Origin of the sequence: Pseudoalteromonas sp. OOF1S-7, assembly GCF_022347765.1 — a bacterium.
Lineage (GTDB): Bacteria > Pseudomonadota > Gammaproteobacteria > Enterobacterales > Alteromonadaceae > Pseudoalteromonas.
This window is the reverse complement of record NZ_JAKRFZ010000027.1, coordinates 1-20,219: the sequence shown is the minus strand read 5'-3', so window position 1 is coordinate 20,219 and position 20,219 is coordinate 1. Positions and strand designations below refer to the sequence as shown.

At 51.0% G+C, this 20,219-nt stretch carries 16 protein-coding genes; 6 read left to right on the top strand and 10 right to left on the bottom strand.

Annotation, left to right across the window (positions count from 1 at the left end; genetic code table 11):
* Positions 1-127: 127 nt before the first annotated feature.
* From MHN33_RS22985 to pspA, 5 genes are all read right to left on the bottom strand, one after another.
* The gene (locus tag MHN33_RS22985; protein WP_239401725.1) at positions 128-1,201 is read right to left on the bottom strand and encodes a TIGR01620 family protein; all 1,074 of its coding nucleotides are present in this window, start codon (positions 1,199-1,201) and stop codon (positions 128-130) included.
* Positions 1,198-2,604 carry a YcjX family protein gene (locus MHN33_RS22980; protein ID WP_239401723.1) on the bottom strand — a complete coding sequence of 469 codons (1,407 nt, stop codon included), beginning with the start codon at positions 2,602-2,604 and terminating at the stop codon, positions 1,198-1,200. Before MHN33_RS22980 ends, MHN33_RS22985 begins: the two co-directional genes overlap by 4 nt.
* Before the next feature lie 91 nt (positions 2,605-2,695).
* Positions 2,696-3,112 carry an envelope stress response membrane protein PspC gene (gene pspC, locus MHN33_RS22975; RefSeq protein WP_239401721.1) on the bottom strand — a complete coding sequence of 139 codons (417 nt, stop codon included), beginning with the start codon at positions 3,110-3,112 and terminating at the stop codon, positions 2,696-2,698.
* Positions 3,109-3,342: an envelope stress response membrane protein PspB gene (pspB, locus tag MHN33_RS22970; protein ID WP_010386732.1), complete on the bottom strand. Its 234-nt coding sequence runs from the start codon at positions 3,340-3,342 to the stop codon at positions 3,109-3,111. Before pspB ends, pspC begins: the two co-directional genes overlap by 4 nt.
* A 75-nt stretch (positions 3,343-3,417) precedes the next feature.
* Positions 3,418-4,077 (bottom strand): phage shock protein PspA, encoded by a 660-nt coding sequence (gene pspA, locus MHN33_RS22965; protein WP_046003469.1) that lies wholly within the window; start codon positions 4,075-4,077, stop codon positions 3,418-3,420.
* Positions 4,078-4,257: 180 nt separating this feature from the next.
* On the opposite strand from pspA, the gene pspF reads away from it, so the two are divergent.
* The 6 genes from pspF (at position 4,258) to MHN33_RS22935 (ending at position 10,674) form a co-directional block, all read left to right on the top strand.
* Entirely contained in the window at positions 4,258-5,322 is a 1,065-nt protein-coding gene (gene pspF / locus MHN33_RS22960; protein ID WP_239401719.1) for a phage shock protein operon transcriptional activator, read from the top strand.
* Positions 5,323-5,426: 104 nt separating this feature from the next.
* On the top strand, positions 5,427-7,004 hold the full coding sequence (locus tag MHN33_RS22955) for an ABC transporter substrate-binding protein (protein WP_239401773.1): 1,578 nt from the start codon (positions 5,427-5,429) through the stop codon (positions 7,002-7,004).
* A gap of 2 nt (positions 7,005-7,006) precedes the next feature.
* Positions 7,007-8,041 carry an ABC transporter permease subunit gene (locus MHN33_RS22950; protein WP_239401717.1) on the top strand — a complete coding sequence of 345 codons (1,035 nt, stop codon included), beginning with the start codon at positions 7,007-7,009 and terminating at the stop codon, positions 8,039-8,041.
* Complete coding sequence (locus MHN33_RS22945) at positions 8,028-8,921, top strand: ABC transporter permease subunit (protein WP_239401715.1); 894 nt, start codon at positions 8,028-8,030, stop codon at positions 8,919-8,921. Before MHN33_RS22950 ends, MHN33_RS22945 begins: the two co-directional genes overlap by 14 nt.
* Positions 8,921-9,928, top strand: coding sequence for an oligopeptide/dipeptide ABC transporter ATP-binding protein (locus MHN33_RS22940; protein WP_239401713.1), 1,008 nt, complete (start codon positions 8,921-8,923; stop codon positions 9,926-9,928). Before MHN33_RS22945 ends, MHN33_RS22940 begins: the two co-directional genes overlap by 1 nt.
* Entirely contained in the window at positions 9,913-10,674 is a 762-nt protein-coding gene (locus MHN33_RS22935; RefSeq protein ID WP_239401711.1) for an ATP-binding cassette domain-containing protein, read from the top strand. Before MHN33_RS22940 ends, MHN33_RS22935 begins: the two co-directional genes overlap by 16 nt.
* A 53-nt stretch (positions 10,675-10,727) precedes the next feature.
* Here MHN33_RS22935 and MHN33_RS22930 read toward each other — a convergent pair whose 3' ends face one another.
* The 5 genes from MHN33_RS22930 to MHN33_RS22910 form a co-directional block, all read right to left on the bottom strand.
* Positions 10,728-13,136 (bottom strand): ABC transporter permease, encoded by a 2,409-nt coding sequence (locus MHN33_RS22930; RefSeq protein WP_239401709.1) that lies wholly within the window; start codon positions 13,134-13,136, stop codon positions 10,728-10,730.
* Between the two features lie 11 nt (positions 13,137-13,147).
* On the bottom strand, positions 13,148-13,855 hold the full coding sequence (locus MHN33_RS22925; protein WP_239401707.1) for an ABC transporter ATP-binding protein: 708 nt from the start codon (positions 13,853-13,855) through the stop codon (positions 13,148-13,150).
* 9 nt (positions 13,856-13,864) lie between these two features.
* Entirely contained in the window at positions 13,865-15,124 is a 1,260-nt protein-coding gene (locus MHN33_RS22920) for an HlyD family efflux transporter periplasmic adaptor subunit (RefSeq protein ID WP_239401705.1), read from the bottom strand.
* Positions 15,125-15,221: 97 nt separating this feature from the next.
* Positions 15,222-16,193 carry a TauD/TfdA family dioxygenase gene (locus tag MHN33_RS22915; RefSeq protein WP_239401703.1) on the bottom strand — a complete coding sequence of 324 codons (972 nt, stop codon included), beginning with the start codon at positions 16,191-16,193 and terminating at the stop codon, positions 15,222-15,224.
* The coding region (locus MHN33_RS22910; protein ID WP_239401701.1) for an amino acid adenylation domain-containing protein at positions 16,171-20,219 on the bottom strand (4,049 nt) is incomplete at its 5' end. The genes MHN33_RS22910 and MHN33_RS22915, both read right to left, overlap by 23 nt.

Here is a 20,219-nt window from a genome sequence, read left to right as displayed (position 1 = left end):
GACGCGCAGATGGCTAACCCGGGCCGGTTAAATTAACCCGGGTGTACACATAAGTTGTCACAAGAAAGAGAAGAAAAATAAAAAACCAGTAAGAACAAACAAAATAACAACAGTAAACACTTACAAACTACTTTTTAACCGCCTCCTCCGATCCGCCGGAAGATTGCCGTATTAACAGGTTTGCCAGTTTACGTGCAGTCTGCGATAAGTAACCTGCGGCAGGCTTACTGACGGGAATGGGTCGACATAGAGACATCGCTTTGTAACCAAGGCGGGCTGTGAAAACGCCAGCGCTGAGACCCTGCGCCGAACGCGCTGACAGCTTACCCAGTAGCTCAGCGCCCAGGCTGGTGGCTGCCAGATCGCTCAACAGCTCACTGGCACCGACAAAAATGATCTGTTTAAGTAGTAAACGATAAAGCTCAATACGGCTGCGATAACCCAATTTAATTCCGTACAACTGGCTTATCTTTTCTATCAGCACCACCCCTCGCCACAACACAGCCAGCATATCAGTAATGGCCATGGGGCTAATCGCCACCATTAGTGCGGAGGTACTGGCAAACTGTGCGATGAGTTGCCGGGCCCGTTCATCCAGTTCCTGTAGTAAGGTTTTGTCGTACAGTGCCAGAACTTCCCGGTCGGTAAAATGGGGTTGTAAGGTCGCCATAAACTGACTGACCTGTTGCTTATCATGCTGCTTGAGGAGCGGCTTTAACCAGGTTTGTGCTTCGCCAATTTGGTTACTACTTAACAACCTTTGTGCCCCGGCGCGTTGCTGTTCCAGCTTTTTTAGTCTGCCAAGGGCACGTACTTCTGACCAACAGAACTTAGCCAGCACAACCAGCGCACTCACAATCACCAGTCCATATAATCCGGCCAGAACCCAGCTGCGATTAAGTGCATCCAGCAGTGTCAGAATCATTTCTACCGGGATCAGCACAGCCAAACCCAGCAGCAATAATTTACGCCAGCTCAGAGTGGCTCTGTGTGGTTGTACAACTGGCTCCATGGGGATCGCTTGCAACTGTGCATCAAGCGTCTGCTCGCGCTCATCTGATGCACTTATACTTGCCCGCCCTGTGCCCTGTTCAACGCGCCGGGCCTGTTGCTGCTCAGGCTCAGTGGTTGACTGAGCGGCCTGTGGGGCCGCCTCTACCCGAACTCGTCGGCCATGGGGTGACTGCGTTGGCTCACTCATAATAGTTTGTCTCCCAGTAAAAACTGTAATACATGGTCGAGCCGGATATGTTCGATTTGCCCCTGGTAAGCCGGATAAGGCTCAAAAGATAAGAACTCATACCCTTGCCCGGGCCATTGCTGCGCGCTGGGCAGATGCTCGGGCGGGATCGGCGGCAGATAGCTGATATAATTCGATTCCCCCACCGGCTTGCCATAAATGCAGGACAAGGTCTTACCCTGCTCGGTCAACTGCTTCGGCTGAGTACTCTTCACCGATGAAATTGCCATGGTATCGATTTCCACGCCTGAGAACCTGAGTTCGTTTTCGCTGGGCAACAGCAGAGCATGTAATAAACGGGTTAGCTTATCCTGATCGGCCAGCGCCACGCTGTCACACTTATTGGCCGCAAATAACACCTTGTCTATGCTGGGACGAAACAAACGGGCCAGCAGGCCGCTTTTACCATGGCGGAACATCGCCAGCGTATCACTTAACGCAGCCTGGGTCTCTGTTAGCGTGGTATGGCCGTCGTTGAGTGCGCTGAGCAGGTCCACCAGCACCAGCTGACGGTCAAAGCGGCAAAAGTGCTCACGATAAAAAGGCGTGATCACTTGCTTTTTATAGGCCTCAAAACGCTGTTCAAGATGATGATACTGACTCTGCTCGGGCACAGCGTCCAACCCGGATACCGGAAAAAACTGTAAAATTGGCGCCCCTTCAAGCTCACCGGGGATCAACATACGGCCCGGCTGCAACCGTGCCAAGCGGGTTTTCGCCTTGAGTTGCTTAAGTACATCCGCATAACAATTCGCCAGCGCAGCCAGCTCACTTTCATCAACTGCAGCCGTAGCATCAAACTTGGCCAGTTGCTGCAAAAAAGGTGCACTAATATGCGCATAATCCGGCTGAGCCAGGCGCCTGAGCTGTTGCTCGCTCCAGCTGGCAAAATCCTGGTTCAGCATTGGCAGGTCCATCAGCCATTCACCTGGATAATCGATCAGCTCCAGGTAAACGGTGTGAGTGTCACTAAGGTGCTGTCTCACCCCCTGCGTCGAGCGAAACTTCAGTGCCAGTGTCAGGGTGTTGATCCGCTGCGTAGAGGGCGGCCAGCTGGGCGGTTCAGCCAGTAAATGTTGCACCGCATTTTGGTATTCAAAACTGGGAATATCTAATGCGCTTTGTGGCACCTGTTTACAGGCGACCAGTCGCTGCTCACGCACTACTTCAAAAAAAGGCAGGTTCTGCGCCGTCGCCTGAGTGGTTAAATGCTTAACCAGAGCCGTAATAAAGGCCGTTTTACCACTACCGCTGAATCCAGTCACAGCCAGTTTGACATGCCTGTCCAGACTTCGGGTGAGGGTTTTGTGGGTGGTTTGCTGGAGCTTTTGCAGCGCCCTGGCAGTCAGACCTGATACACTCATAAAGGCACATATTCCTTATACTGTCAGCAAAGGTAACAGGGCTGCCGAGGCCTGGGCAGCGCCCCCTTTGCATAGCTGTCATTCACTCTGGCTAAAGTTTATTGATCTCGCGCTTTACCGTGTACTCGCTCGAAGTAACATACGTCTCCATATGCTGGATGCGGCCATCCAGGCGTGTCAAACGATCTTTCAGGTCAAACAGGGCCTGGCGCGGCGGCTCACCTTTTTGCCAGACTTTAAACTTGACCGAGACTGGGTCTTCGTCTTTGCTTGCATAGCTGCTGTCTGCACCCTGCGTTTGTGATGCCTCAGCTTTTTTATCCAAAATAAACCAACAGGCGATATAGACTACAATAAACAGCGGGCCACCGGATAACAACACCGCAGTCACGAACAAGATCCTGACCAGCCAAAGCTCCATGTCAAAGTAGTCGCTCAGCCCCGCGCACACCCCCGCTAATTTGCCCCTTTTCGGGTCGCGGTATAATTCTCGTCTACGTTTACTCATACTTTGCGTCTCCATTCAGGTGACTCTTGGTCAAGCAGGGCCTCCAGCGTTTCAACGCGTTGTGCCATCTTCTCTGCTTTGTGTGCCAATTCTACCAGCTGGCGGTGCTCGTGTTCGCTCAGCCCCTGACTGACCTGCTTTTTGCTACGATAGTGCAGGATCAACCATAGCGGTGCCACGACAATCATAAAAATAATGATCGGGGCGACTAAAATCTCTGCATCAAACATATTCCTCTCCTGTCTAACCTGGGCATGTTGTTCTTTTCATTATTGCACCTACCTTAACAGCAGGTGCAGTCAAATTCACTTATCGGCCAGTTTTTTCTTCAATGCCGCAAGCTCGTCGTCTACTTTTTCATTTTTTTGCAGATCAGCAATTTCATCCGCCAGTGATTTCTTGCCTAAATCGTACGATTCAACCTGAGATTCCAGTCCATCAATTTTGCTTTCATAACGCTCAAACCGATTCAGTGCATCTTCGACTTTACTGCTATCCAGCGCCTTTTTCACATCCAGACGAGATTCGGCTGAACGCTGACGCAGTACAATGGCTTTTTGACGCGCCTTAGCGTCGGCCAGTTTTTCCTGCAAAGTGGTAACTTCCTGTTGCAGTTTTTCAATGTGTGACTCAACGTGTGCCAGCTCCTGTGTCACACTGTCTGCAGCGTCCGTGGCCTTTTGCTTTTCCAGCAAGGCCGCTCGTGCCAGATCTTCACGATCTTTGGTCAATGCGAGTTCCGCTTTTTGCTGCCAGTCGTGGGCCTGAGTGCGTAGCTGTTCAACACGACGCTCCAGTTCTTTTTTCTCAGCCAGCGTTTTTGCCGACGTCGAACGTACTTCAACCAAGGTGTCTTCCATTTCCTGAATGATCAAACGGACCATTTTTTCTGGATCTTCCGCTTTATCCAGAATCGCATTGATATTAGAATTAACAATATCAGCAAAACGTGAAAAGATTCCCATAATCTATTACCTCTTTGGTTAGTAATTAGTTTGCTGATTAGATGTATCAATTAGCTTGCCAACTTTTCAATAAAATTACTTTATTAGAATCAAAAGGTTATAATAATACAAAAATACTTTCGCTTCACCGGTTTTTAAAATACACTAGATGTTAGTCAAAAATACTAAGAGTTAGGCAATATGAGCCAGTTTCGCCAACAGGATAATTTACTCGGCCAGTCTGATAGCTTTCTGGCTGTATTGGACCAGGTCTCACAGCTCGCTCCACTGGAGAAACCGGTGCTGATCATCGGTGAGCGTGGTACAGGTAAAGAGTTGATTGCGGCACGATTACACTACTTATCCGAGCGCTGGGATCAGAACTATGTCAAACTCAACTGTGCTGCATTGAACGAGAACTTACTGGAAAGTGAGCTGTTCGGTCACGAGAGTGGCGCGTTCACCGGTGCCAGTAAACGACACGAAGGTCGCTTTGAGCGTGCCAATGGCGGCACCCTGTTTCTTGATGAGCTTGCCAATACCTCAGCCATGGTGCAGGAAAAACTCCTGCGGGTAATTGAATATGGTGAATTTGAACGGGTTGGTGGTAAACAAACAGTTAAGGTCGACACCCGACTCGTCTGCGCCACCAATGAAGACCTGCCGACACTTGCTGAGCATGGCGAATTTCGCCACGACTTACTCGATCGGTTAGCCTTTGACGTTATCACACTTCCCCCATTGCGCGAACGTAAAGAAGATATCCTGCTACTGGCTGAACATTTTGCTATTAATATGGCCCGCGATCTGGGCTGGTCGTTATTCAGCGGCTTTACCCGCAGCGCCACTGAATTGCTGCTCGATTATCCCTGGCCGGGCAATATTCGTGAGCTCAAGAATGTGGTGGAACGGAGTTTATATCGTCATGGCAGTGAGCAATTGGCTGTGCACCAGATTGTATTCGACCCGTTTGCCAGTCCCTACCGACCCACGCAACGCATTAAAAGAGCCGTAGATATCCCAGCTCAGGCAGCTGTGGCCCCTGTGGTTATGGCAGAAGCACCGCAAACCAAACCGTCTGTTTCCTCGTTTCCGTGCGATCTGAAGTCACTCTCCAATGAGTTTGAAATCGACCTGCTGCGCAATGCCCTGGAGCATAGCCAGTTTAACCAGAAAAAAACCGCTCAGAACCTTGGCCTGACTTATCATCAGCTACGGGGCTATCTGAAAAAATACAATCTACTGGACTCGCAACAAGAGGCTTAGCCGTGGCTAACAGAGCAACTGATAAACCACCGACCCGGGCACTCTGTCTGGTGCCATTGTGTCAGCATCTGGGCAAAGGCTGGCTGCTACCCATCACTGCGTTCATCGCTCTGCTGCTCAGTGGCTGTAGTGATAACAAAGCACAGACCCAGCGCAAGATCCAGGGGATCGTCTATTGCGCCGAAGCTAATCCGGTGTCGTTTAATCCACAGGTCACCACAACAGGTTCAACCATAGATATCATAGCTAACCAGCTATACAACACGCTGATCAGCATAGATCCACTCACCGCAGAATTTCGCCCTGAACTGGCAACCGGCTGGGAGATCAGTGAAGATGGTAAGCAAGTCACCTTTACGCTGCGCAAAGATGTCTCTTTTCATAGCACGGACTATTTTACCCCCACCCGGACTATGACTGCCGATGACGTGGTGTTTTCGTTTAACCGTCTGTTCGATGTGTACAATCCGTTTCATTTTGTCGGTGATGCTAATTACCCCTATTTTCAGAGTGTTGGCATGGATCAGCTGATCCGTCAGATAATCAAGGTAGACGACTACACAGTAAGATTTGAACTATTCAGCAGTGAAAGTAGCTTTTTATCCAATATTGCCACTGACTTTGCGGTGATCCTGTCGCAGGAGTACGCCATGCAACTGGTAGCACAGGAGCGAAAACAGGATTTTGACATGCTGCCAGTGGGCACCGGCCCCTACAAGTACAAAGGCTTTTTGCGTGACAACCTGATCCGCTATCACAAGCATCCGGGTTACTGGAAACACGACCTGGCCATGGATCAGCTGGTGTACGACATCACCACTAACAATACCAGCCGCATTGCCAAAATGCTGACCAAGGAATGCGACATCACCGCGCACCCCAGTGCCACTCAGCTGGAAACCCTGGCGGCGCGCAAAGATATCCGGGTCGATAAAGCCGTTAATCTGAACGTTGGCTACTGGGCGTTTAACACTGAAAAACCGCCGTTTGATAATGTCCTGGTGCGCAAAGCACTGGCACACAGTATCGACTTTCAAAAAATCATGAAAGCGGTGTTTTACGGCAACGGGATCCAGGCCCGTTCTATATTGCCACCTTCTTCCTGGGCATTTCAGACTCAGGCAATGCCCAGCTATGATCCGGAACGCGCCCGGGAGTTTCTGACACAGGCAGGGTATCCAGATGGCTTTGAAATGGATTTGTGGGCTATGCCGGTGTCGCGCATTTATAACCCCAATGCCCGAAAAATGGCCGAACTGATCCAGAGCGACCTGCGTGAAATAGGGATCCGTGCGACCATTGTTGAATATGAGTGGAACACCTTTTTGGAGCGTGTAGACCGCCACGAACACGATAGCGTGCTGCTGGGCTGGGCCGCAGATACACCAGATCCGGATAACTTTTTCAGCCCTTTGTTAAGCTGCACAGCCGCCTTTAGTGGCAAGAACCCTGCAAACTGGTGTAATCCGGAATTTGACTTATTACTGACTCAAGCGCTGGATACAACCGATCTGCAGCAGCGTAAGGAGTTTTATCAACAGGCTCAGCAAATGTTGATTGCCGAACTACCGCTGGTGCCAATTGCCCATGGCATGCGCTTTCAGGCCAGTAATACCAGTGTGATGGGCATCGAGTTGCGCCCGTTCGGCGGCATCTCTTTGGCGAATGCGAGGAAAAACTAATTATGTTTGCTGACTTTCTGTTTCGTCGCCTCAGCCTGCTGCTGTTTATGCTATTTGCCCTGACAGCATTTACCTTTGCGCTGAATTACTTGTTTCCCGGTGATCTGCTGACCAACTTCAGTGGCGAGCTGAATGCCAACTTCAGCGAGACACAAATTCTGGAGCAAAAGTATCACATAGACGACAACCTGCTGGTCCAGTATCAGGCCTTTCTGGTACGCCTTGTTCAGGGTGACTGGGGGCTGTCTTTGTCCTCGGGCCAGGCTGTATTCGGCCACATTAAACAGCTATTTCCCGCCACCATTGAGCTTTGTGTATATGCACTGATTGTGGCGCTGTGTCTGGGGATCCCGGCCGGTGTTGTCGCCAGTGCCTATCACAATAAATGGCCGGACAAAGTGATCAGCTCGCTGACCTTGCTGGGTTTCTCTATTCCCGTGTTCTGGTTGGCCTTGTTACTGATTATGATTTTCTGCCTTAGCTTTGGCTGGTTCCCCATGTCGGGCCGTATTGGTCTGCTTTATGAGATCCCAGCGGTCACCAACTTTATCCTGCTGGATATCTGGTTACATGACTTTCCTTATGGCGGCCAGGCGTTTGCAGATGCACTGCACCATCTGACCCTGCCCACTGTGGTGCTGGCCATGTACCCAACCACCGTATTAGTGCGTTTTACCCGGGATTCCATGTTAACGGTACTGGAACAAAACTACATTAAAACGGCTCGGGCAAAAGGCCTCAACCGCCGTCAGCTGATCCTCGACCATGCTCTGCGTAACGCACTGTTACCAGTAATAAAACAAATCGGTCTGCAATTTAGTACACTGATCACGCTGGCCATGGTAACCGAAGTGATTTTTTCCTGGCCCGGAATTGGTCGCTGGATGATTGAGAGTATCTATCAGCGAGACTACCCGGCCATTCAGGGGGGACTGCTTGCGGTCTCCTTTTTTGTCATTTTCGCCAATATGCTGGCCGATGTGATCCACACGCTCCTTGACCCGTTAGCCAGGAATCAGGCCCATGGCAAAGTTTAACCTCTTTACAGAAGAGTCGAACCGCTCTCCGTTATCCCGGCTGTGGCGAAAGTTTAAAGCCAATCACCCGGCACTGGTCGGCTTGTGGCTATTTATTGCGCTTGCTTTGCTTGCGTTGCTGGCGCCTCTGCTGGCACCTTACGGCATAGATCAACAACATGCCGACGCCTTATTGCTGCCCCCTTCCTGGCACGATGAGGGCAACGTGAATTTCATCCTGGGTACTGACGATTTGGGCCGGGACGTATTGTCTCGTCTGATGCGTGGCGCCACCTATACCTTTGGATTATCTATTGTGGCGGCATTATTAACCACCCTGATGGGGGTGGTGCTGGGCACTTTGGCCGGATGTAGCCAGGGCTTCAAGTCGAGCTTGCTCAATCACTTGCTGGATATCACGCTGGCCATTCCCTCACTGCTGCTAGCCATCATCATTATTGCCATTTTGGGCCCGGGCTTATTCAATACCGTGTGGGCGATTATTTTCGCGCTGCTTCCTCAATATATTCATTCGATCCGCAATCTGGTGGTTGAAGAACTTAACAAAGACTATATCAGTGCATTCAGGTTGGATGGCGCCAATCGTTGGCAGTTGATAGTACGAGGCGTACTACCCAATATTTATGAACATATCGTGGTGATATTCACACTGGCATTGTCTACAGCAATTCTGGATATTGCAGCACTGGGCTTTTTGAAGCTCGGAGCTCAGCCGCCCACCACCGAGTGGGGTGCGATGCTGGCAGAAAATCTGGGCCTCATTTACCTTGCCCCCTGGACCGTGGGCTTGCCCGGGGCGCTATTGTTTTTATCGGTGCTTGCAACTAACCTTGTCGGAGACGGGTTACGTGACGCATTGCAGGCGAGAAAGGCGGATTAATGCAATTACTTGATATCAAAAACCTCACCATAGAGTTACCTACGGACAATGGTGTGATCCGCGCCGTTGACCGGGTCAGTATGAGTCTGAAAGAAGGTGAAGTGCATGCGCTTGTGGGTGAATCCGGTTCAGGTAAAAGTCTGATAGCCAAAGCCATTGTCGGGGTTTTAAACAACCGCTGGCGGGTCACCGCGGATCGGATGCACTGGCAAGGGGTTGATCTGATGCGCCTGAGCCCGGAGAAACGTCGTAAACTGGTAAGCCGGGATATTGCCATGATCTACCAGGAGCCCAGCCGAAGCCTTGACCCAACCGCTAAGATTTTTGAGCAAGTCGCTGAATCTTTGCCCGATAATTGTTTTAAAGGGGGCTTTTTCAGCCGCCGCAATGAGCGCAAAGAAAAGGTCAAAGCCCTGCTGCACAAAGTGGGGATCCGGGATCACCGCCGGGTGTCCGGTAGCTACCCTCATGAGCTCTCGGAAGGCGTCTGTCAGAAGGTGATGATAGCGATGGCCATTGCCAGAAGCCCCAAGTTACTGATTGCCGATGAACCCACTACGGCACTCGAAACCACCACCCGGGCACAGGTTTTTCGCTTATTAAAAAGCCTTAATCAGCTTAAAAACATGTCGATCTTGATGATCACCCATGAGCTGGAAGAAATCGCCGACTGGTCTCATGCCATGCATGTACTCTATTGTGGCCAGATGGTTGAGGCGGGGCCCACAACAAAAGTCTTTTGCCATCCTTATCACCCCTATACGCAGGCGCTGGTGAAATCTTTGCCCGACTACGCCCATGGAACTGGCCACAAAGCGTCTTTCTTTGCACTCAAAGGCACCATTCCGCCTTTACAGCACTTACCAATTGGCTGTCGGCTGGGCCCTCGTTGCCCGCAAGCACAGCGTGAGTGTGTAGTCACACCAGATCAGGTGAAATCGCATGGGCACGCCTATGCCTGCCACTTTCCATTGCTTCAGGAGAAGAAAAAATGCAACCCGTGCTGAAGGTGCAGTCATTGAATAAAACCTTTAACACCCGGGCAGGCCTGTTCCGACGCAAGCGCGTTAAGGTGCTTAAAGACGTTTCTTTTGCCGTGGCACCGGGCGAAACGCTGGCGGTGATTGGTGAAACCGGCTCAGGTAAAAGTACCCTGGCCCGGGTTCTCGCGGGCGCAGAGCATGCCGATTCGGGGCAGATCCTGCTAAGTGGTGAGATGATTGAAGACAACGGTCATCACAACCATGATTGTCGTCATATCCGGCTTATCTTTCAGGATCCGACTCGCTCACTCAATCCGGGTCTGACCATAGGGGATATGCTGGACGACTGCCTGCGCTTAAATACCCAGCTCACCAAGCGTCAGCGCGACAAAAAGATCAATGCAACCTTATCTCGTGTTGGCCTACTTTCCGAGCACTACGATTACTATCCCCATATGTTCAGTGGTGGGCAATTGCAGCGTGTGGCACTGGCGCGCGCCTTGATCCTGGACCCCAAAGTGGTGGTACTGGATGAAGCATTGTCGTCACTCGACCCGTCAGTTCGGGCGCAAACCGTAAACTTGCTACTGGAACTGCAACGTGATTCCGGGTTGAGCTATATCCTGATCACCCATCATCTCAGTCTGGTTCGCCACATGAGTGATAAGTTACTGGTATTGAGCCGGGGAAAAAGTGTGGAATATGGACACTGTGAAGCAATTTTTCGTGCCCCCCAGTCTAAGGTCATGCAGAAGTTGCTGGCAGTTTGATTATGTCAATACACATGGGCCAGGCACCTCATTCCCCTGCCTGGCCCATCGGCTTACTCTGCTCTGAGGGCCGCAACCGGTTCATCCTGAACAGCACGCCGCGTTGGTACATAACCGGATAACAACAACATACTGGTCAACAAGGTGCTGGTTATCAGGGCTATCGCAATATAGGTTGCCAGGCCAATCTTAGACCCTATCATGGAAGCAAACACCATGCAGCTCAACACATAAACTACCAGACCAATACCAAGGCCAATCAGCAATGGACCCATATTGCGTTTTAGAAACAAGATGGTGATCGCGTGGTCTTTCGCACCCAGTGCACGACGAATGCCAATTTCGTGACTACGCATACTGACCGACGCCGCAGATACCCCATACACGCCCATCAGGGCCAGAAATAATGAGAATACACCCGAGTAAATCACGCCATTTGACATGATCCCCAGCATATCGGCATACAGATTGGCATTTTTCTCCAGATCAACGATAAAGGAGAACTGATCCTGGTAATCACTGCGTCCAAGCCAGGTATAGAAGTCCTGCTGGGCAGACTGCATGCCAGATTGTTGCTCAAAGATCAGCTGAACCCACTCGTATGGCGATTGCAGGTAAGACACATACAATTCATCGTATTCTGCCAGGGGGGCATACATACCCTGAGTGTTACCACTGCGATCGCTGACAATACCTACGACAGTGTGGGTGACATATTTATCGTCCAGCTCAATGTCTAATTGCTTACCCAGCGCAGACTGAGTATTGAAGTGACGCTTGGCAAACGACTCGCTGACAAGGACAACACGCAGGTTTTCGCTGTTGTCTCGGGCATCTATCCCCCGTCCTTCAAGCAGGGTTTGGTCAAAGAATGCCAACTTGCCAAGTGTCCCCATCACATCGACTCGGACTCGTGACTGCGCATCCATACGGACATTTTTCAGCCCCATGTTCTGCATCATATCAGCCTCCGAGACACTGCTTAATTTTGCCAGATCCTGCACGGCGGTTTCGACAAAGTTGACCTTTTGCTCAGGCCGTTCAAACTCAGCCCCCACCAGATCAAAATAAGCGGCATAGCGCCCCTGGGTGTTTTCCGCCGTCACCATATCGGTAATATTAAAGATAACGGAACTACCCAGACTGCCCGACAACATGAGTACAGCAATGATCGCAACCTGAATAGTCACAATAATACGCGACAAACGACCTGCGCCTCTGCCCAGCGAACCTCGGGTGCCGTCGCGCAATACTGTATTAATATCCATCTTAGCGGCTTTCACGGCCGGTAAAACGCAGGCAAAGAAAAACGTAAACAGAATAAATAGTACTGCCATACTTAATGTCTGCCAGTCCAGGTGCCAGTTCCACCAAAACGGCATGCCATTACCTAAACTTGCCTGCAAAATGCCATTAAGCACTGATAATAAAATAGTTGTCAGCACAATGGCCAGCGTGCCGCCGAGTACGGTAATTAACCCCCCTTCACAGACCAGCTGGCGTACCAGTCGGGTTGTTTTAGCGCCCAGGGCACCACGGATAGCCGTTTCTTTCTGTCGCTCAATGGAGCGAGAGAACAGCAAGTTACCTGTGTTAATACAGGCCATAAATAAAATCGCCAGCGCAAAGCTTTGCAACCCGATAAAGATAAAGGCGCCCATACCCTCAATGTTCTGTTGCTGCAAACTCATGTGTGTGACTGTGGGGGCAATAAACTGCACCCGGTCACTTTGCGTCAGACGTCTTTCTCGCACAGCGGTTAGAGCCGCAGCCAGTTCCGCATTGGCCTGTGCCTCTGACACATGGTCATGCAGCCGGCCCAGCACACTGACTTGTTTGTCCTTCAGGTCAAACTGAGCGAACTGATTAGGATCCAATGGTAACCACAGATCAGAAGTGACCGGGAATTTATAGCCTTCGGGCATCACCGCAACCACTTCATAGCTTTTTCCTGCGAGACGAATATGCTCGCCAAGGATCGTTTCCCGACCTGCAAACACGGTTTGCCAGACATGATAACTTAACGCCACCACTGGTGCCTGGCCTGCAACGCCATCGTTATGATTAAAAGTCCTGCCCAGCAGCGGTTCAGTCCGGGTGAAGGAAAAGAAGTTTGGCATCACCTTTTCACCGAGCAGACTGACGCCCTGCCCCTGGTTGTCCATACGTACTTCTTCACGGTAATGCAAAGTATACTCATCGTACACCGCGCCAAATTGCGACTGACCCAGTTGCGTGACGTCTTCAAATGTCAGCACCCGCGTACTGCCTGTCAGGTGTGGTGTCACAATGCTGCTGGCGTCTTTACCCTGTAACGGCTTAAACGAAATGGTATAGACCATGTTGAAAGTCAGCAAGCTGATCGTCAATCCTGCGGTCAGTATAAAAGTCACCAGCATGGTGAATTTCGGTGCTTTCGCTAGCAGCCTGAGGGCATAGCGAATATCAATTAAAAAACCCATAGCCCCTTACCTCAAGCGCTTTTTGCCAGCTCAGGCAGTGGTTTATCACTGACAAGCTGGCCATCAAAGATATCAATTCTGCGGCTGGCGCAGGCAGATGATCGTGGGTCATGCGTGACCATGCAAATGGTACGCCCTTGCTGATGTAGATCATCAAACAGCTGAAGTACGATATCGGCATTTTTTGAATCCAGATTACCCGTTGGTTCGTCCGCCAGGATCAGTTTGGGATCGTTAACCAGTGCTCTGGCAATCGCAATACGTTGTTGCTGACCACCTGACAACGCAGACGGAAAGTGTTTTACCCGATGTAACATGTCAACCTGCTCAAGCACCGACAAGGCTTTTTCTTTCGCTTCTTTAGCATTGTACTTGTCCTGGTAAGTCAGTGGTAAAATAACATTTTCCTCTATGGTCAGATCACTGATCAGGTTAAAAGACTGAAATACAAAACCAATATGATTGCAACGTACGGTAGCACGTTGATCCCGGCTCAGGTTTGACACGTCATTGCCCGACAGAAAGTACTGGCCGCCAGAAGGCGTATCCAGCATCCCCAAAATAGACAGTAAGGTGGATTTTCCACACCCCGAAGGCCCATTTATTGAGACATATTCTCCTCCTTTCACTGAGAAGCTAATGTCTGATAAAGCCATCGTTTTCAGCTCGTCGAACTGAAAATATTTACTGATATTCTTAAGTTCTAGTATGTTGCTCATTGTGCTGTCCTAATTATGTAAAAATATTTTTTCGTTATTAGCAAAGTTGTCGGTGGCGGAAATAATTACGGTATCACCGTTATTCAGGCCCTCAGTAATCTCGATAAAATTCACAGAACTTTGTCCAAATCTGACCTGCACGGCCTGCGCAATATTGCCTTTACGATCCACTTTAAAGAGCTTGGCACTTTGATATTCTTCGGCAAACGCGGGCTTGGCAACGAACAAAGTATTGGGTTTGTCGGTGATATTAATCACCCCTTCAATTGACAGTTCAGGCCTTGCTTCACTGGGCAGGGTATCTATCAGATCCACTTCCACCGCAACCAGGCCCTTTTCAACCTGAGGGCTGACGCGTGATACAACGCCCTGGATCTGAGATTTGCGCGTATCTATGGTGACCGCTAACCCGGGTGTGACATCCTTGATTTGTAACTCCTGCACATCTATTTCTGCGATCAAACTGCGCGGATTGGCGATTTTGCCAACACTGCCGCCTTCTGCGACATCCTGACCCAATTCCAGATCCATGCTTTGTAGCACGCCATCCATTGCGGCACGTACATACAGGTTATCAAGCTGCTCCTGAGCTCTGGCCAGTTCTTGTTGCAGGGTCTGCTGCTGTGCTTTGTGGGCCTGCTTCTGCGCTTCAATATTGAGCTTTAATTTTTCCAGTCGCTGCTTCTGTAGTTCGTGATCCAGCTTGCTGCTTTGTACTGTAAATTCGGTACGCTTGAACTTAATCTGTGACACACTGCTGTTGCCCATCTCACGCAGTTTGCGCTGCGCATTCAGCTCCAGCTCATTGCCCTGGTGTGTCATTTTAGCCCGCTTTACCGCTGCCTCTGCGTCCAGCAAGTCAGATTCGAATTGAGCATACTGGGCGGTATTTTCGGCAATGGTTTTTTCCAGCTTGGCTTGCGCATTCGCCAGTACCAGCGACAGTTTAGGGTTATTGAGTTTGACGATGGGCTGTCCTTTTTCAACCACCGCACCGGCCTTTACAAAGACTTTCTCTACCCGCCCGGCCACTTCCGACGCCACCCAGATCACTTCTTTGGGTTTAAGTACCCCCATGCCTCTGACACTCACCTGGAACTGCCCGGTTTGCACTTTTGCCGTACGCACATCGGTACTGTCAACCAGGGCGGTTGCCTGTCCAAAATAGCTTTTAAGCCACCAGGCACAAGCCATGATCACCACCGCGGCCAGCGCAATTTTGACGTACCGCCAGTTAAACTTCTTTTGCTCTTCAATGGTAATGTCCATCTCTGTTCTCCACTGTGAACCGGACCCGCTGTCCAATTCAAATTATGTGTTATTTTGGTATTGCTTATTATTGCTTTAGGGCACGCACAGCAAGTGCTTACCAACCATGTTCTCTGGCCATGCCAACGAGTACTTTGCGATCACCACTAAAGGGCCTTCTGCCATGGGTAAACAACATATTGTCTACCAGCATCAAGTCGCCTTTTTGCCAGGGGGTGTACAGTGTGGTGTCATCATAAGCTGCACGAATAATATCCAGCACGTCGGGTTCAAGTGGCTCACCATCACCGTAAAACGCGTTGCGTGGTAAGCCACCTTCACCACAGGCACTAAGCAGCTGGGCGCAGGTTTCCTCACCCAACGAGGACACATGGAACAAATGCGCCTGATTGAACCACACCTGCTCGCCGGTTTTAGGATGTCGGGCAATTGCCGGGTTGATCTGTGAGGTGCGCAGGCGATGTTCGCCGATCCACTCAAAATCGAGCTGATTACTGACACAATACTTTTCTACTTCATGTTTATCTGTGGTCTGAAATACTTCACTCCATGGCAAGTCGATATCACCGTAATTGCGCACATATTTCACTTTCTTCGCGGCAAACTTTTCGCGGATCTCTCGCGGAATACGATTAAAGACTTCGCGGCTGTCAGCAATCGGAGTTTCACCTCCGGCCTGCGGGGGTAACAGACAACATAGCCCCAGTCGCATCGCCCACTTGTTTGAATAAGCGTGCTCATTGTGCTGCGGGATCACTTCATCCGGGTGATATTCCGTTGCCGTGTAGACGTTGCCCTTCAACTCAGTACGCGGCGTTGAGCGATAGGAATAATTCAACAGTTCAGCATCAAACAGGGTACTTAATACCTGACCGAATTGTTTACTGCTCATGATATTGAGACCACGCAACAATATCGCACCATTGGCATCGAGCAAGGCATCTATTTGTGCCCCATACTCCGCCGCCCAGTGAGTGGCTCTTTGCCCGTCCAGGGCAACCTCCAGTAGCAGAGGCATGCCCTTTACTGACTGTAAATCCTCCACGCTATACTTCTCTAACACTGTCATCTTCAAATCTCTCTTGTTGTAACTGTTGTTTGCCAATCCGCTGATCAATCTGCTGTTTTATCTGGGCAGCAAGTTCTTTGCTGTTTTCCTGCCACAATATTGAATAGTGATCGCCGGTCACACTGCTGTGAGGCAGCTGTAATTTATCTCTCAAAAATATCTGATAGGTTTCGGTCCAGCTGGGGTTTGCCCGGGCACCAATCAGGAAGCAACGCTGTGCCACTTCGCTCGTCAGCTGATAGCCTTTGGCCAGACTGGTGTGACGTAGCATCAGACGTTCAAACTGCTCGGCAAAACCAGCGGGGATCGCCAGCTGTTTAATCAGTGCCTGTAGAGCCTGCTCTGTGTTGGTCTCACTGACATCGGAACAGGCTATATAGCTGTCCAGCAATATGGTCAGCGCAGGCGAGTACGATGCCAGTTGCTTGCTGATCTCAGCCGCCAATAGTCCACCCATAGAGTGACCTAATAGCACCAGGCGCCCTGCTTTCAGTGGCTGCATAAAATGGCTGCGAATATGCGTGCAATATTCATTTGCATACGCCTGAATGCTTAAGGCTGCTGCGTGTTCAGGCAAGTGTTCATAGCCATAGACCGCCCCTTCTCCCTCCAGGGCTTGAGCTAGCGGCGTAAAGCTGCGCGCCAGGTCGGCCGCGCCCGGCAAACACAACACAGTGAATGCCGCATCGGCGCTGTTGTTTAAAGGTTTCAGCTGTGGCGTCGCCTGTTCGGTGCCGCCCGCTGCAATAAGATCTGCCTGAGCTGCCAGCTGCGTTGTTTTAAACAACTGCTCCAGCGCCACTGCACAGGCGAACGATTTTTCAATCAACATCGCCAGCGTGATCAGTTTCAGTGAACTGCCCCCGAGCGCAAAAAAGTCACTCTCTTTATAAATTGTCTGAGTCGGGCACTGCAGTACCTGCTGCCACAAGGTCGCCAGCTGCTTTTCCATGTCCGTTTGTGGCGCGCGTGCTACCACGTTTTTGCGCGCTGGCGTTGGCAGAGCGCGCCGATCAACTTTGCCATTTGCGGTCACAGGCCAGGGTGAAACATGGCACAACAGCGTCGGCACCATATAGGCCGGTAAACTCTGGCTCAGGCACTCCTGTAACTGCGCTGTCAGCTGTGCTTCATCCAGCTCCGTGGCACTTAGCGTGCTTTTAAAATAGGCCACCAGAGTCGGGGTAGCCTGGTCCAGCTCAATGGTGGTAACCAGGGCTGAATCCACTTCTGGTTGTGCCAGTAAAACGCTTTCTATTTCTCCCAGCTCGATGCGTAGTCCATTGATCTTTATCTGATCATCACTGCGCCCGAGATACTCAATATCGCCGTTATCGAGATAACGCACTAAATCACCGGTTCGGTACAATCGGGCACTGGCCCGCCCGCCCATTTCGTTCTGGTAGGGATTGGTAACGAACCGCTCAGCAGTCAGCTCTGGCTGGTTATGGTATCCCCAGGCCAGACCATCTCCGCCGATAAACAACTCTCCGGCACTGCCAAAGGGCACCAGCTGCAATTCATCATCGAGGATCAACAGCTGGATGTTCTGAATAGGTTTACCTATGGGTACTGTGGTGCTGATTGGCTGCGAGCAATCCCAGTAGCTGACATCAATTGCCGCTTCGGTTGGCCCATAGAGATTGTGTAATTGTGCCTCAGGCAAACTGGCTCTGAAGCCCTGTACCTGCTTAACCTGTAACGCCTCCCCGCTACAGAATACCTGACGAATACTGGTGCACTGTGCCAGCACACCATAATCCAGCATGATGCCCAGCATGGAAGGAACAAAGTGCAGCTTGGTCACACCGCTTTGGCGAATTAACTGACACAGATATTGTGGATCTTTATGTCCCTCAGGTCGCGCCAGTACCATCTGAGCGCCCCGGCACAACGGCCACATAAACTCCCACACAGAGACATCAAAACCAAATGGTGTTTTTTGCAAAATAACATCGTGGCTATCACACCCGTACTGCTTATCCATCCAGTCAACCCGGTTCACCAAAGCCTGATGGCTGACTAATACTCCCTTTGGCTTACCCGTCGACCCTGAGGTATAAATCATATAGGCCATATCCTGAGCACTCAGCCCGGTTTCCTGCGGACTCAGGTCCTGCGTTGCATAGTGTTCAAAACGTGTCGCGTCCTGCGCGTATCCATCCATCAGGATCAGTGCAGGCACATTTTCTTTATTTTCCAGGCACTTAAGCTGATGGTCACTTTGCGTCAAGATGCTCGTAATACCTGCGTGTGCCAGCATATAGTCCAGACGTGTTTCTGGCAGTGTCGGGTCAAGCGGTACATAGGCACCACCGGCTTTCAGTATGGCCAGTATGCCGATCACCATTTCCAGGGAGCGGGTCATGCACACACCCACCAGAGTGCCGGGAACAACCTGATGCGCCGCACGCAGGTGCCTGGCCAGCTGGTTCGCTTTATCATTGAGAGACTGATAGCTCAGTGTCTGCCCTTCGTAACATAGCGCGGTTTGCGTCGGGGTTTTAGCGACCTGACGTTCAATCCACTGCGCCATCGTCAGCGTAGTGTCATAATCAACCGGTGCCGGATTGAGTGTCTCAAGTAAGTGCGTTCGCTCCTGTGCGGATAGCAACGCGATGCTGCTTAACGGCACCGACGTGGATTGCAGCTGTGATAGCTGAGTTAATATCTGCATCAGATGGCGATTTAGCGTACTGATGTGCGCATGCGTAAACAAGGCTTTGTCATACACCCAGTTAATCGCAACCCCCTGCACTGACGTACTCATGTTGACTTCAATATCGAATTTGGCCACGGTCTGTGCTGCGCCACGCATAGTCAGTGCAGCCCCGTTCAGGTCCAGCTCCCCCTGCTCAGTGGCCTGATCATCAAGGCCATAATCAGTCTGCGTGGTGAGCATAATTTGAAATAGTGGCGAATGTGCTGTACTTCTGGGCACATTTAAGCGCTCGACCAGCTGCTCAAACGGTACGTCCTGATGCGACTGTGCGCCAAGATGCACCGCTTTAACATGCTCTAAGTAACGCGTTATGTCGGGCTGAGCCGTGCTCACTCTCAGCACCAGGGTATTGACAAAAAAGCCGATTAAAGACTCAAGCTCAGTCTGTGTGCGATTCGCAACCGGTGTGCCTATCACCACGTCTTTGCTGTTACTGTGCCTGCTCAGCAATAATGAAAGCGCGCTGTGTAATAGCATAAAGGAGGTCAGTCCCTGCGATTGAGCCAGCTCAGCCAACCCAGCCGCGACATCACTATCCAGATTACCCTGTACCAGATCCCCGACATGCTGCTTGATCTGCGGACGCGGGTGGTCCAGCGGCAGGCTGTGTACCGGAGGCAGATCAGATAATTGCTCATTCCAGTAGGTTAACTGGCGCTCCAGAACCGCGCCGCTCAGGTAGCTATGTTGCCAGTGGGCATAATCAGCGTACTGAATCGGTAACGGAGTCAGCGGGTCAGGTTGTTTTTGGTTGAAGGCCCGATAAAGCTGTACAAACTCTTTCATCAGCACCTGCAACGACCACCCGTCAGAAGCGATATGATGGATATTAAACAGTAACACAGACGCATGCTCGGAATCGGCACCCGTATCTATATACGCAGCCCGGATCATCAGGTCCCTGCTCAGGTCAAACGGTTGTGACTGTAAGCGCTGGATCGTGTCAGTGAGCGTCTGCTGCTGCGTCGTAGCGTCCAGCGTACTGATGTCTTGATAATCCAGCGTAAAGCGCGGGTCAGTCTGGATCACCTGCTCTGTTCCCGAGTCGCCGTCCCGATAGACACTGCGCAGTACTTCGTGACGAGCAACGATGGTGTTCAGCGCCGCCTCGACCGCATTCAGGTCCAGCGCACCGCGCACTTCAAACGCCGCCGGCATATTGTATTGCGCCGAGCCGCCCTGTAAGCGGTCGATAAACCACAGTCGTTGCTGTGCAAAGGATGCCACCATGCGGCCATCCGCCGGGCGTGGCTGCGCAACTATTCGCTCTGCGACCATAGTGCCTTGTGCCTGCTTAGCTGCTA

Bases quoted from the DNA above. Each gene is read 5' to 3' on its own strand.
- MHN33_RS22930 (WP_239401709.1), bottom strand. From the start codon at position 13,136: ATGGGTTTTTTAATTGATATTCGCTATGCCCTCAGGCTGCTAGCGAAA.
- MHN33_RS22980 (WP_239401723.1), bottom strand. From the start codon at position 2,604: ATGAGTGTATCAGGTCTGACTGCCAGGGCGCTGCAAAAGCTCCAGCAA.
- pspA (WP_046003469.1), bottom strand. From the start codon at position 4,077: ATGGGAATCTTTTCACGTTTTGCTGATATTGTTAATTCTAATATCAAT.
- pspB (WP_010386732.1), bottom strand. From the start codon at position 3,342: ATGTTTGATGCAGAGATTTTAGTCGCCCCGATCATTATTTTTATGATT.
- MHN33_RS22925 (WP_239401707.1), bottom strand. From the start codon at position 13,855: ATGAGCAACATACTAGAACTTAAGAATATCAGTAAATATTTTCAGTTC.
- MHN33_RS22915 (WP_239401703.1), bottom strand. From the start codon at position 16,193: ATGACAGTGTTAGAGAAGTATAGCGTGGAGGATTTACAGTCAGTAAAG.
- MHN33_RS22985 (WP_239401725.1), bottom strand. From the start codon at position 1,201: ATGAGTGAGCCAACGCAGTCACCCCATGGCCGACGAGTTCGGGTAGAG.
- MHN33_RS22950 (WP_239401717.1), top strand. From the start codon at position 7,007: ATGTTTGCTGACTTTCTGTTTCGTCGCCTCAGCCTGCTGCTGTTTATG.
- MHN33_RS22920 (WP_239401705.1), bottom strand. From the start codon at position 15,124: ATGGACATTACCATTGAAGAGCAAAAGAAGTTTAACTGGCGGTACGTC.
- MHN33_RS22940 (WP_239401713.1), top strand. From the start codon at position 8,921: ATGCAATTACTTGATATCAAAAACCTCACCATAGAGTTACCTACGGAC.
- pspF (WP_239401719.1), top strand. From the start codon at position 4,258: ATGAGCCAGTTTCGCCAACAGGATAATTTACTCGGCCAGTCTGATAGC.
- MHN33_RS22945 (WP_239401715.1), top strand. From the start codon at position 8,028: ATGGCAAAGTTTAACCTCTTTACAGAAGAGTCGAACCGCTCTCCGTTA.
- pspC (WP_239401721.1), bottom strand. From the start codon at position 3,112: ATGAGTAAACGTAGACGAGAATTATACCGCGACCCGAAAAGGGGCAAA.
- MHN33_RS22935 (WP_239401711.1), top strand. From the start codon at position 9,913: ATGCAACCCGTGCTGAAGGTGCAGTCATTGAATAAAACCTTTAACACC.